The sequence below is a fragment of the Plantibacter sp. MDV22-iso1 genome, assembly GCF_058408345.1.
Genome location: NZ_JBZVDY010000001.1, coordinates 1,753,594 through 1,766,056 on the forward strand (window position 1 = coordinate 1,753,594; position 12,463 = coordinate 1,766,056).

Sequence of the window (12,463 nt, forward strand, 5' to 3'; positions counted from 1 at the left end):
CCATTCTGACCGGTCGGACGCGGACGAGGTCAGGCGCGGTCGTGGAGGGTCAGCTGGTAGCCGTCCGGGTCGGCGAAGGTGAAGGTGCGACCGAACGGGCCGTCGATCGGCGCCGAGACGATCGTGTGCCCGTCGGCGACGAGGGCGTCGTGGATCTCCTGGACGTCCGTGGCGTGCAGCCAGATCGCCGCGCCGATCCCAGGCTGGGGCGCGGAGGCGAGATCGGTTCCGGGGACGATGTCGCGCAGGGCGAAGGCGGTCGGCGTCGTCTCGAAGACGACCGCGTGCGGCGGGCCGGCCTGCGAGCGGACGAGGCCGAGGTACTGCTCGTAGAAGGCCTGCGAGGCGTCGAGGTCGGCGACCTGGAGGGAGATGAAGTCCGGTCCGGTGACGGGCATGATGTGCATCCAATCGTGTCGTGTCAGTTATCTGACACATACCACTCTATGTCAGAATACTGACATGGGTCAAGATCGGATCGAACTGGACACGTCGCTCGGCTACCTCCTGAAGGAGGCGGCGAGCGCGCTCCGCTCGGCGATGGAGGCGGTCTTGCGGCCACTCGGCATGACGATCACGCACTACTCCTGCCTCGAACTCCTCGCCCAGCGACCTGGGCTGTCGAACTCCGAGCTCGCCCGCGGGGCCTTCGTGACCCGCCAGTCGATGAACGTCCTCTTGCAGGCCCTCGAGCGCGACGGCTTCGTCAGCCGCCCCGAACAGGCCCCCGTCGGCAAGGCGCTACCGACGCGACTCACCCCGCTCGGCCGCGAGCAGCTCGCGCAGGCGTCCGCCGCCGTGCGATCGGTCGAAGTCCGGATGCTGAGTGGCATGACCCCCGATCAGCAGCGGGAGGCGCTCGTCGTCCTGCGCAGCATGATCCGATCACTTCGCGACGACGAGGACTGAGGAGCCGATCAGTCGGTGACGGGAAGCGTCTCGACGAAGGCCTGGATCCGGTCCGCCACAGCGACCGGCACCTGCCAGGCCGTGAAGTGCGCCCCGCGATCCAGTTCCGTCCAGCTCCGGATGTCGCTGTACGCCCGCGCCGCGTAGGAGCGCGGGAGTCCGCGTTCGCCCGTCTGCACGGCGACGGTCACGGGCACCTCGATCAGCGGGAGTTCGGGCTGCTTCGGGTGGTCGCGATACGGCCGGAACGATGATCCGATGCTCTGCGTGAACCAGTACAGCGAGACCGTGGTCAGGAGCTCGTCGTCGGTCCACCAGGTGCCGTCACCCGCCCACGCGAGGAGCTTCTCCGCGATCCATGCGGCGAGGCCCACCGGTGAGTCGTTCAGGGCCGTCGCGAGGATCTCGGGCCTGGTGGCCTGCACCCGGGCGTAGGCGAGACCGCGAGCCCACTCCTGGTCGTGTCGATCGAGCCAGCCCTGCTCTTCGGCGGTGAGGTCGCGGGCTCGGGACGCCGCCGGGAAGGCGGCGTGGGTCGCGAACTGGCCGATCACCGATTCGGGATGCAGCGCCGCGAGCCAGTCGCTCGTCGTCGAACCGACGTCCTCGCCGTAGGTGAGGTAGCTCACGTGCCCCAACACCTCGGTCATGAGCGCGTGCATCAGTTCGGCGACCACCGGACCGGTGAACGGCCGGTCCGAGAGCGGCGCCGAGAACCCGTACCCGGGCAGGGAGGGGACGACGACCTCGAAGCCGAGTGTCCGGCCGCCGCCGAGGTCGACCGTGCGTCCTGCGAGTTCCCTCGCCAGCGGCAGCATCTCGACGAAGGAGTACGGCCAACCGTGGAACGCGATCACCGGGACCGTCACCGTGACGCCGCCCGACGGCGGTAGCCGCGCGACATGCAGCAGCTGCCCGTCGACCTCCACCTCGAACTGCGGCACCTCCTGGAGCTCGCGTTCGACGCGCCGCCAGTCGAAGCCGTCCCGCCAGTGGGCGACGAGTGCCCGCAACCGGTCGAGCGAGAGCGCGCTCTCCTCGGCCGCATCACCGATCGCGGCGGGGAGGCGAACCGTGTCGAGTCGCCGCCGCAGGTCCTCGAGGTCGGCATCGGGCACCTGGATCCGGAACGAACGCATGCGCTCGACGCTAGAGCAGAGGTCCGACAGGGGAGGCGAACCGGATCCGCTAGCGCATCACAGTGTGCGCATCCAGGCCCGGAGGTCGGCGAGGGCAGTGAGGGCGACAGTGGCGTGATCGGCGTCGGGGTAGACGCGTGAGGTCACCGAGGCGCCGGCCTGTTCCTGCGCGGCGACGTAGGCGGCGGTCACGGCAGGCCGGATGAGCGTGTCCTTCGATCCCTGCGCGACGAACCGCGGCACGGTGATCCGCTCGGTGGGCGTGTTCTCCCGCAGGAGGTCACTCCAGACGGGGGCTGTCGCCGGGTCCTCCGTCAGGAACGAGCCGATCATCGGGTCGGCGATGTCGTGCAGCTGCTGGTTCTCGCCGAGGAGACACAGCTTCGCCATCGCGGGCACGGCCGCCACTCCGGCCGGAGAGAGGATGGTGCTGAGCGGCTCCGCAGGGAGTCGGTCGGCATAGGCCTCGGCGTAGGCGTTGAAGGCGTAGGCCCCGATCGTGACACCGGAGACGTCGCGGATGTCGTCCTCGAGGAGCGCCGCCAGGTCGCTCGCCGGAGCCGCGACCGCGGCGCCCCGCACGTCGAGGTCCGGCGCGTAGGTGGCGGCACGCTGCGCCGCGAACAGGGCGGCGTGTCCACCCTGCGAGTGCCCCCACAGCACGACGCGGTCGCTCGCGCCGATGCCCTCGACGTGCTGCGCGGCACGGGCGATGTCGAGGACGTTCGCCGCCTCGGTCGCGCCGATGAGGAACGACGCCGGGCCGGGGATCCCCATACCCGCGTAGTCGGTGGCGACGACGACGTTGCCGTCCGCGAGGAGGTCGGTGAGCCCCTCGATGAGCGCGAACGGCGCGATACCGCTCGACGGCGCACAGTGCGGTGCGGTGCCGGTCGTCGGGTGCGCCCAGGACACGACCGTTCGGCTCCCGGCCGCCGCCGGTCCGCTCGGTGCGACGATCAGGCCGGAGACGAGGATGTCGGCGCCGTCGACGTCGGTCGAGTGGTAGACGACCCGCAGCGCCGTGGCACCATCCGGCGCGCCGACGACGGGCTCACTCCGCACGATCGTCCCCGGCGTCGCGGAGGTCGACGCCGGTGTGGGCGTAGCCGACCCGTAGAAGCCCTCCACCGAGGACTCGACCGCCGCCCCCTCCCCCACGCGGACGCCGAAGTCGAGCAGCCGCGCGACGGCAGGTACCGCCACGATGAACGCCACCAACGCGGCGACGCCGATGATCCGTCCGACCACCCGACGACGGGACGTGGGCGCCTGCTCGCGTCGTCCACCGTCGTCTGCTGGACCGGGTTCGGAGTCACCGCGTGTCGCCATGACTCATACGGTAGACCGAGGATCGGACGGGCGCGATGGCGAACGCCCACTGATGACATGGCCCGGCCTGGCGCGTACCATCGTCCGTACCGGGACTTCCCTCCCCGGTCGTGGCCCAGACCCCGCCGCCGCTCGAGCCGGCACCCGAATGTCTGGATCGCTGCGGCGGGGCTGGGTCGACGCACCGGGAGCGGGATGGCCATCTTGCGAACGGATGGGCCCTTCCGACGACACAGACCAGGCCCAGCACGTACCATGATGCGTACCGGGCTCCCTCGCCCGGGTGTGGCCCAGACCCCGCCGCCGCTTGAGCCGGCACTCGGGTGCCTGGACCGCGGCGGCGGGGCTGGGACTGCGCATCGGTGACCGCCCCCAGGCCGCACCGGCCGGCCGGGGTCAGCCGCGGTAGTGGGCCGCCAGGCGCTCGAGACCCTCATCGATCGAGACCGCCGGCGTCCAGTGCAAGGCCGCGCGGGTCTGTCGCTGGTCGAACCAGTGCGCGGTCGACAGCTGCTCCGCGAGGAAGCGCGTCATCGGCGGCTCATCGGCGCCGGGGCGGATGCTCCACAGGCGCTCGACGAGCCCACCGGCAGCTCGCGCGACGCCGGCGGGGACACTGAAGGCGGGCGGCTTCACGCCGGCAGCACGGCAGATGCCCGCGAGCAGCTCGCCGACCGGACGCGGCTCCCCGTTCGTCACCACGAACGCCCGACCGTGTGCCGTCTCCGCGTGTTCGAGTGCCGCGGCGATGGCCGACGCCGCGTTCGCGACGTACGTGCTGTCGATGAGCGCGGTGCCGTCGTCGAGCAGGGGCAGGCGACCGCGGCGCGCACGGTCGACGATGCGCTCGACGAGCTGTGGATCGCCCGGGCCCCAGACGAGGTGCGGCCGCACGACGACGACCGCGAAGCCGCGGCGGTCCCGCGCGAGGGCGAGCAGCTCGCCCTGCGCCTTCGTGCGCGCGTACTCACCGCGAGCCGCGCCCGGATCGGCCGGTTCCGCACCCACACCCACGAGCGCCGAGCCACCGTGCGCGACGGACGGCGAGGAGATGTGGACGAACCGTGAGACGCCTGCGGTCTCGGCCGCGTCGAGGACGACCTCGGCCCCGGCGACGTTGACGCGTTCGAACTCCGCCGGGTCACCCGCCAACGAGACCTTCGCGGCCAGATGCACGACCGCGTCGACACCGTCCATCGCCGACTCGACGACGGCTGCGTCGGTGATGGATCCGCGCACCTCTTCGACGTCGGTGAGCGCCGACGGTCCACGCTGCAACACCCGGACGCGATGTCCGCCACGGAGCAGCTCGAGGGCGACCTCGCGGCCGAGCATGCCGCTCGCACCGGTGACGAGGACGGTCACGGGGTGCTCAGCCGTTCACCGGCCAGGATGCCTTCCGCCCACACCGACAGGCGGGTGCGGTCGATCTTGGAGTTGTGGCGGATGTCGGTCGGCAGCTCGGGGACCACGAAGACGGCGACGAGCGGCTGCGGTGAGGCGTCGCGCACCTGCCCTGCGAGCTGGGCCTCGGCGAGCTGGACCCGCTTCGTACCCGTGGTGGTCTCGACGATCGCGACGCACTGGCGGAGACCCTCGGGACCGACGCCCACGACGGCGGCGCGGCGGACGAGCGGCACCGTCTCGATCGCCTGCTCAGGTCCGACCGGAGCGATCGGTCCGTCCTGGGTCGCGATCACGTGCGGCAGACGGCCCTCGATCCAGAGGCGGCCATCGGCGTCGAGATGCCCGACGTCACCGGTGCGGTGCCAGCGTCCGTCCTCGGCGACGTCGCGGACGGCGGCCCGGTCGGTCAGCCAGAGCCGGTCGTACTGCGACTTGAGGTGCTCGGCCGAGATGATGACCTCGCCGAGGCGGTCCGCGTCCTGCGTCGGCGCACCGGTGGCGCGTCCGGCCTCGTCGAGCGGGCTGATGCGCACGTCGACCCCGCCGATGGGCGTCCCGACGCACACCCCCGTGTGCTCGGTGTCCTCGTCGGGCAGCGTGTCGAGGGTGATGTCCGAGACGAGCAGACACTCGGTCATGCCGTACACCGCGTGTGCGGACGCATTGGGCAGGACACCCACGAGTGCCGTGAGGAGCTGGCGGCTGACGGGTGCGCCCGTCGAGAGCACGGTCCTGACACCCTGGAGCGCCTGTCGGTCCCCTGCGTCGAGCGCATCGGCGGTCGCGACCACGTTCAGGATGGCGGCCGGCGAGAGGAAGACGATGTCGGCGTCCGTCTCGGCCACGGCCGCAGCGACCGCTCGAGCGGTGAGTGTCCGGGGCGCCGAGATGTCCATCTCCGGCGTCGAGGAACGGGCTCCGAGCGCCGGGCCGAGCAGCGCGAACGGCGCGAACCCGGTGACGAGCCCCGAGTCGGCGGTGATCGAGAAGTGCTCCGAGAGGACGTCGCGCAACGACGACAGCTGAGCGTGGGTGTACTTCACGCCCTTCGCCGGACCGGTCGATCCCGAGGTGTAGAGGATCGCCGCGAGGTCGGTCGGGCCGGGTTCGCCGGGCAGCTCAGGCGTTGCACGGGCGTCGAGCAGGTCCTTGAGGCTGTGCGAGACGCCGAGAGCCGTCGCGGTCGCGCGGGGGAGGCGGGCCGCGGAGATCTTCACACCCGGCCAGCCGAGCGCACGAGCGGCGGCGAGGCCCTTGGTCTCGCCGATGACGTAGGCGGGCCACGCGCCTCGGACCGCACGGTGGAGGCCCTTGACGCCGAGACCGGCGTCGGCGACGACCACGACCGCGCCGATGCGCAGGCAGGCGTAGATCACGGCGGTGAGCGTCGCGCCGGGCGTGACGAGCAGGGACACGCGGTCGCCGCGCCGGACGCCGATGCGGTGCAAGCCGGCGGCCAATCGCGTCACGCGGTCGTCGAGCTGCTTCCAGCTGACGCGACGGGCCGCACCCGAACCGCGCTGTTCGACGATCGCGTCGCTGTCGTCGGTGCGTCGCTCGTCCAACCGCCGCCAGAGCGGTTCGAAGTCGGGCTGCTCGGTCGCAGCGGCAGCGGACTCCACAGGCGTCGCTTCGACCGGCGCGCCCTGCGGCAGCCGGTCGTCGAGCCAGGCGAGCAACGACTCGGCGACCGGGGCGTCCTCGATGACGAGGTGACCCGCGCCGGCGAAACGGTGGACCTCGGCGTGCGGGAGGCGGTCGGCGAGGTCGTCGAGGTAGCGGTCGCTGAAGATCGGGTCTCGCGGACCCCACAGCATGAGCGCAGGGACGCGGAGCTGGGCGACGTCGTCGGCGAGGCGCTCGAGGCGCGGGAAGCTGACATGCTCCGGGGTCGCCGGGATGTCGGCGACGAACGCACCGATGCCGCGGCGTCGCGCAGGAGCGGAGTAGGGGCTGCGGTACGCGTCGCGGACGTCGCGGTCGAGCGGCGGGGACGCGAGCGACAGCGTCGTGTCGAGGAAGGCGGTCGTCTGGACCGAGCCGGCGCCGAGCATGCCGCGAGCGCCGGCGAGCCGCAGTGGCGCGGGGATCGGGGTGCCCTCCGGGTGGTGCACGGCCGTGTTGAGCAGCATCGACCCGACGAGGAGCTCAGGATGCTCGGTGGCCCAGCCGAGGGAGATGACGCCGCCCCAGTCGTGGCCGAGGGTGACGACGGGACCGGTGAGGCCGAGCGCGTCGGAGAAGGCTGCGAGGTCGGCGATCCGCTGTTCGAGGGTGCGGGTGACCTCGGTCCGCTCGGACCAGCCCATCTCGAGCTGGTCGACGGCGACGACGCGCCAGGCGGTCCCGCCGGCCTGGGCCTGCTCGACGGACCGGGTGATGAGCGAGCGCCAGAGGTACGACCAGGTCGGGTTGCCGTGGACGGCGAGGACGGTGCCGACCGGCTCGACACCGGCTTCGCTGAGCGCCTCGGCGGTGTCGAGGTAGTGCCAGTTCCTCGTCACGCCGTCGTCCGCCAGCCGACCGGGGACGTCGACGCGGCGTGAGTACCGCGCGGGGAGGCCGGGCAGACCGGCGGCGCGCACACCCATGGTCCGCAGGCCGACGTTCGCGGCGACCGTACCCGCTACCACGCGAGTTCCATGAGGCCGGTGTTCAACCCCGAGCCGACGCCCATGAGGAGGACGCGGTCGCCCTTGTTCAGGGTCGACTGCTGGTCGGCGAGGGTGATCGGGATGGAGGCCGGTCCGACGTTGCCGAGGTAGGGATAGGTGACCGGCACGCGACTGCGGTCGAGGGATGCGGCCTTCACCATGGAGTCCGTGTGGATGGACGACACCTGGTGGGTGATGTAGCGGTCCATCTTCGACCACCGCCACGAGTCGCCGGCGGCTTCCTTCCACGCGGAGACGACGAGGTCGAGCCCGCCCTTGAGGAGTGCTCGGGCATCGGTGAACATGCCGTCGACGCTGCCGACACAGAGGTGGTTGAACTCCGTCGCGGCGCGGGTGACGCCGCCGAGGATGCGGTGCCCCTCGGGGTGGCGGTCGGCCGGCCCGATGACGGCGGCGGCTGCCCCGGAGCCGAGGGTGAGGGAGGCGAACTCGCTCATGAAGTCGTCGCGGTCGATGGTGCTGCCGCTGAGGCGCTCGATCGTGTTGGCGTGCACCTCGCTCGCGTCCTCGCCGTTGACGATGAGCGCGTACTCGATCTGGCCGGACTCGATCATCGCGGCCGCCATGGTCATGCCGGTGACGAAGCCGAGACAGGCGTTGGCGATGTCGAAGTTGATGGCCGAGCTCGGCAGGCCGAGGCCGTCGTGGATGCGGACGGCGACGGAGGGCTCGAGGTGCTGCCGCGTCACCGAGGTGTTGATCATGAGCCCGATCTGCGAGGGCGAGATGCCGGCCTCGGCGAGCGCGCGGCGACCGGCCGACACCGTGGCGTCGTCCGAGTTCTCGCCGGGCCCCCAGTGTCGTCGCTCGACCACACCGGCGACGCGTCGCAGGATGCCCTTCGGGAGGCGCGCGCGTTTCATCGCACCCGCGAGACCTTCTTCGATCTCGACCGAGGTCACCACTGCGGACGGCAGCGTGCTCGCCACCGACAACATGGCCACATTGTCGAATCGGGTAGTTGCGTTTCCGGTCACGATTCCTCCGTGCCTCTGACCAGGCAGTCTTGACCGCCAGCGTCTGACGGTACTCCTCTACCCTGAACGTGGACGAATCGTGTCCCCGTTGTTGACAGCGGGTACCCAGCCCGACAGCGTGACTCGGGCTCGCCGAAGCGCCGGTGCAGCCAGGAGCCGCGATCCTGCAATCGGCAGTGCCACGCGCGCAGGTCGCCGCAGTAGCCTGTGGGGATGACCACCCGCCGCACCCTCGACCAGTCCTCCAAGCTGAAAAGCGTCCTCTATGAGATCCGGGGGAAGGCCCTCGTCGAGGCCGTGCGTCTCGAGGCCGACGGGCACCGCATCCTCAAGCTCAACACCGGCAACCCCGCCATCTTCGACTTCGAGGCACCGCACCAGATCGTCCGCGACATGATCGCCGCGCTCCCCCACTCGCACGGGTACAGCGACAGCCGCGGCATCCTCTCCGCGCGCCAGGCCGTCTCCTACCGCTACGAGGAGATGGAGGGGTTCCCCCGCGTCGACCCGGAGTGGGTGTTCCTCGGCAACGGCGTCTCCGAGCTCATCACGATGACGATGCAGGCCCTGCTCGACGACGGCGACGAGGTCCTCATCCCCGCGCCCGACTACCCGCTGTGGACCGCGATGACGAGCCTCGCGGGTGGCACCCCGGTGCACTACCGCTGCGACGAAGAGGCGGACTGGGCACCGGACATCGAGGACATCCGCTCCAAGATCACGCCGAACACCAAAGCGATCGTCGTCATCAACCCGAACAACCCCACGGGTGCGGTGTACTCCCGCGAGGTGCTGGAGCAGATCGCCGGCGTCGCGCGTGAACACGGGCTCCTCCTACTCGCCGACGAGATCTACGACCGCATCCTGTACGACGACGCGGTCCACATCCCGATGGCGACCGTCGCCCCCGACCTCCTCTGCCTCACGTTCAACGGCCTGTCGAAGACCTACCGGGTCGCCGGCTACCGGTCCGGCTGGCTAGTCATCACGGGGCCGCGTGACCATGCGCGCGGCTTCCTCGAGGGCATCACCCTCCTGGCGTCCACGCGCCTGTGCCCGAACGTGCCCGCGCAGCACGCGGTGCAGGCGGCGCTCTCCGGCGTGCAGTCGATCGACGCCCTCATCGCACCCAGCGGCCGTCTGCTCGAGCAGCGCGACGCCACCTGGGCCGGCCTCAACTCGATCCCGGGCGTCTCCTGCACGAAGCCGATGGGTGCGCTCTACGCCTTCCCGCGCCTCGACCCGGAGGTCCACGAGATCCACGACGACGAGCTGCTCGTCCACGATCTGCTCGTGGCGGAGCACATCCTGCTCGTCCAGGGCACGGGCTTCAACTGGCCGGACCCCGACCACCTGCGGGTCGTCACCCTGCCGGAGGAGCGCGTCCTCACCGACGCGATCGAGCGGCTCGGCAACTTCCTGTCGTCCTACAAGCAGTAGGCGCAGCGGGCACGCACTCGGCGTCCGGCCTGCTACACCCCCAGGTACCGGCCCGGCCGATGGTTGAGCGCGAGGATGAGGTTCAGCAGGACGGCGCCCAGCGCCGAGACGAGCACGTTGAGCGGCGGCACGGCCACGAGTGACACGAGCACCACCACGGTGTCGACGGCCATGAGCACGTAGCCCGCGCGGATGCCGAACCGGTCCTGGAGGATCAGCGCGACGATGTTGAACCCACCGAGACTGGCTCGGTGTCGGAACAGGATGAGGATGCCGACGCCGCAGAGCACGTTGCCGACCACGGCCGCGTAGAACGGGTCGATGTGCCCGACCGGCAGGAACAGCGGGTGCACCCCGGACAGGACGGACACGAGCACGATTGCACCGCCGCTCCGCAGCGTGAACACCCAGCCCTTGCCGCGGATCGCGAGCAGGAAGAACGGCAGGTTGATCGCGATGAAGAGCACCGGGAACGGCACGGGTGCGAGGTAGCTGACGAGGAGCGACAGGCCGGCCGTCCCGCCGGTCACGGCCGATCCCGCCTTCAGGATGAACAGCCCGAACGACACCACGGTGACGCCGACGAGCAGCCCGAGGATGTCCTCGACCACCCCGTGTCGGACCGGAGAGGGCGCCGGGGCAGGTGTGGAGGGAGCCTGCTGCGCGCTCGACGTCGCGGTGCTCGGCTGCTGGGTGCTCATTCCGACAACGATGCGTAAGCTCATCGTGTTGCGCAACACGAGTAGAGTGCAGTGGTCATCGTGCTCGATTCCCAGCCCGAGAGTGAGCAACATGCCTCATCCCGCGACCATCGACCACCTCGACGCGCGCATCCTGACCGCGCTCGACGACGACCCGTCCATGACGGCGCTCGCCCTCTCACGCACCCTCGGCGTCGCGAGGAACACCGTCCACGCCCGCCTGCGCCGACTCGAGACGAGCGGCGCACTTGGCGCTCCGAGTCGCCGGGTGCGACTGTCGGCGCTGGGCTACCCGCTCACCGCGTTCATCGAGATCTCCATCCGGCAGGACCTCGCGACGGAGGCCTACGCGGCCCTCGAGTCGATCCCGGAGATCGTCGAAGTGCACGCGACCACTGGCGATGCCGACCTCTTCGCGAAGGTCGTCGCGCACGACACGGAGGACCTGCACCGCATCGCCGGTGTGCTGCTCGCGGCTCCGGGCGTGGTCCGGACGAACACGAAGGTCTCGCTCATCGAGGTCATCCCCTACCGAGCGTCGACCCTCCTCGATCGCCTCGCCGAGGGGTCGTCAGCGCACTGAAGCCCTCAGCGGGCTGAACGGGCACGCACCACGGCGGCCGTGCCCGCGGCGATCGCGACGACCGTGCCGTAGCCGAGGACCGTGGCGTGGAGCCCGATCGCCGAGGCGAGGAGACCCGCGATGACGGCCGGGACCCCGAAGGACAGGTAGGCGACGATGTACAGCGCGGCGAACAGCTCAGCGCGTTCGTCCGCCGGCGCGAGCGGGACGAGCGAGGCGATCGTGCCCATGAACGCCGTGCCGAACCCGGTTCCGGCGATCACGACGGCGACCACCGCGATCGGGAGCGACCCGAGGATCAGGGCGACGAGCAGGAGCACGGTCCCGGCGGACAGTGCGGAGGCGCCGTAGACGGCCGCGACGACGGGTCGGCGACGGTGCAGCACCGCGGCGGCGACGGCCCCCGCGGCCGGCAGCAGCCCGATGAGCAGTGCCCCGCCGAGCTGGCCGTCCACGCCGAGCTCCGTGTGCATGATGCTCGGCCCGAGGGAGAGGAACAGGCCGCCGGTCGCCCACCCGCCGAGGACGATCGGGATGCTCACGACGAACAACCGTCGAGCGTCGACGGGGACGGCTGCGCGAGGTCGGATGGCACGGGCCCATCCGGGAGCGCGGGCGGAGGTCTCCGGCACGATCCAGATGGACACCGCGATGAGCAGGTAGGCGACCGCCAGCGGCAGGAACGTCCAGCTCGACGGATCGGCGACCGTCTGCAGCAGAACACCCGCGAGGATCGTGCCGGAGGCGAGACCGATCATCGGTGCGATGGCGTTCAGCAGGGTCGCCGCCCGTGGCCGCTCGGGCGGGGCCAGGTCGATGATGGTCGCCGACAGCGTGGAGAGCAGCGCCCCGCTGGCAAGACCTTGGAGCACGCGGGCGAGGTACAGCAGCGCGCCGGAGTCGACGTGCCACAGCAGCAGCATGCTCGCGGCGAGCACGACGAACCCGGCGGCGATCACCGGGCGGCGTCCGAGGTGGTCCGAGATCGAGCCGATCGTGAGGAGCGCGACGAGCAGGGCGAGCGCGTAGGCCGAGAAGGCGATGGTGACGCCGATCGGTCCGATGCCGAGGCGCTCCTGGAGCTCCGGGTAGAACGGTGATGGAGCGCTGGCGCCGGCGAGCATGAGCGTGCTGCCGAGTCCCGCGAGGACGAAGCCGAAGCGGCGACGCGGAGTCGCCGGCACGGCGGCGGCCGCGGTGGGCATGGGTCGGGTCGAGGGTGACGGGGTCGTCGTCTGCACGGGGCGGGCATCCTTTGGTTCCAAAAATATCGAACGATTGGACGATACGCGCTTTCCAC

11 protein-coding genes are annotated in these 12,463 nt (G+C 70.9%); 3 read left to right on the forward strand and 8 right to left on the reverse strand.

Going from position 1 to position 12,463, the window contains the following annotated elements:
- Positions 1-29: 29 nt before the first annotated feature.
- A complete protein-coding gene (locus AC4PMY_RS08480; protein ID WP_079003789.1) occupies positions 30-398 on the reverse strand; it encodes a VOC family protein in 369 nt (122 codons plus the stop codon).
- A gap of 64 nt (positions 399-462) precedes the next feature.
- On the opposite strand from AC4PMY_RS08480, the gene AC4PMY_RS08485 reads away from it, so the two are divergent.
- On the forward strand, positions 463-909 hold the full coding sequence (locus AC4PMY_RS08485; RefSeq protein ID WP_071261399.1) for a MarR family winged helix-turn-helix transcriptional regulator: 447 nt from the start codon (positions 463-465) through the stop codon (positions 907-909).
- An 8-nt stretch (positions 910-917) separates the two neighbouring features.
- Here AC4PMY_RS08485 and AC4PMY_RS08490 read toward each other — a convergent pair whose 3' ends face one another.
- From AC4PMY_RS08490 to AC4PMY_RS08510, 5 genes are all read right to left on the reverse strand, one after another.
- Positions 918-2,048: an epoxide hydrolase family protein gene (locus AC4PMY_RS08490; protein WP_491622455.1), complete on the reverse strand. Its 1,131-nt coding sequence runs from the start codon at positions 2,046-2,048 to the stop codon at positions 918-920.
- 57 nt (positions 2,049-2,105) lie between these two features.
- Positions 2,106-3,380, reverse strand: a complete 1,275-nt coding sequence (locus AC4PMY_RS08495; RefSeq protein ID WP_491622456.1) for an alpha/beta fold hydrolase — start codon at positions 3,378-3,380, stop codon at positions 2,106-2,108.
- A 396-nt stretch (positions 3,381-3,776) separates the two neighbouring features.
- A complete protein-coding gene (locus AC4PMY_RS08500) occupies positions 3,777-4,745 on the reverse strand; it encodes an NAD-dependent epimerase/dehydratase family protein (protein WP_064295814.1) in 969 nt (322 codons plus the stop codon).
- Complete coding sequence (locus AC4PMY_RS08505) at positions 4,742-7,420, reverse strand: alpha/beta fold hydrolase (protein ID WP_491622457.1); 2,679 nt, start codon at positions 7,418-7,420, stop codon at positions 4,742-4,744. Before AC4PMY_RS08505 ends, AC4PMY_RS08500 begins: the two co-directional genes overlap by 4 nt.
- The gene (locus tag AC4PMY_RS08510; RefSeq protein WP_064295813.1) at positions 7,414-8,400 is read right to left on the reverse strand and encodes a 3-oxoacyl-ACP synthase III; all 987 of its coding nucleotides are present in this window, start codon (positions 8,398-8,400) and stop codon (positions 7,414-7,416) included. Before AC4PMY_RS08510 ends, AC4PMY_RS08505 begins: the two co-directional genes overlap by 7 nt.
- Before the next feature lie 252 nt (positions 8,401-8,652).
- On the opposite strand from AC4PMY_RS08510, the gene AC4PMY_RS08515 reads away from it, so the two are divergent.
- Positions 8,653-9,879, forward strand: a complete 1,227-nt coding sequence (locus tag AC4PMY_RS08515; protein WP_064295812.1) for a pyridoxal phosphate-dependent aminotransferase — start codon at positions 8,653-8,655, stop codon at positions 9,877-9,879.
- A gap of 32 nt (positions 9,880-9,911) precedes the next feature.
- On the opposite strand, the gene AC4PMY_RS08520 is transcribed toward AC4PMY_RS08515, so the two are convergent.
- Positions 9,912-10,580 carry a YitT family protein gene (locus tag AC4PMY_RS08520; RefSeq protein WP_079000727.1) on the reverse strand — a complete coding sequence of 223 codons (669 nt, stop codon included), beginning with the start codon at positions 10,578-10,580 and terminating at the stop codon, positions 9,912-9,914.
- A gap of 91 nt (positions 10,581-10,671) precedes the next feature.
- On the opposite strand from AC4PMY_RS08520, the gene AC4PMY_RS08525 reads away from it, so the two are divergent.
- Entirely contained in the window at positions 10,672-11,163 is a 492-nt protein-coding gene (locus tag AC4PMY_RS08525) for an Lrp/AsnC family transcriptional regulator (RefSeq protein WP_079000726.1), read from the forward strand.
- Between the two features lie 5 nt (positions 11,164-11,168).
- Here the strand turns inward: AC4PMY_RS08525 and AC4PMY_RS08530 are convergent, their stop codons facing one another.
- Positions 11,169-12,404: an MFS transporter gene (locus AC4PMY_RS08530; RefSeq protein WP_205847560.1), complete on the reverse strand. Its 1,236-nt coding sequence runs from the start codon at positions 12,402-12,404 to the stop codon at positions 11,169-11,171.
- Positions 12,405-12,463: the final 59 nt, after the last annotated feature.

Bases quoted from the DNA above. Each gene is read 5' to 3' on its own strand.
- AC4PMY_RS08480 (WP_079003789.1), bottom strand. From the start codon at position 398: ATGCCCGTCACCGGACCGGACTTCATCTCCCTCCAGGTCGCCGACCTC.
- AC4PMY_RS08485 (WP_071261399.1), top strand. From the start codon at position 463: ATGGGTCAAGATCGGATCGAACTGGACACGTCGCTCGGCTACCTCCTG.
- AC4PMY_RS08490 (WP_491622455.1), bottom strand. From the start codon at position 2,048: ATGCGTTCGTTCCGGATCCAGGTGCCCGATGCCGACCTCGAGGACCTG.
- AC4PMY_RS08495 (WP_491622456.1), bottom strand. From the start codon at position 3,380: ATGGCGACACGCGGTGACTCCGAACCCGGTCCAGCAGACGACGGTGGA.
- AC4PMY_RS08510 (WP_064295813.1), bottom strand. From the start codon at position 8,400: ATGTTGTCGGTGGCGAGCACGCTGCCGTCCGCAGTGGTGACCTCGGTC.
- AC4PMY_RS08515 (WP_064295812.1), top strand. From the start codon at position 8,653: ATGACCACCCGCCGCACCCTCGACCAGTCCTCCAAGCTGAAAAGCGTC.
- AC4PMY_RS08520 (WP_079000727.1), bottom strand. From the start codon at position 10,580: ATGAGCACCCAGCAGCCGAGCACCGCGACGTCGAGCGCGCAGCAGGCT.
- AC4PMY_RS08525 (WP_079000726.1), top strand. From the start codon at position 10,672: ATGCCTCATCCCGCGACCATCGACCACCTCGACGCGCGCATCCTGACC.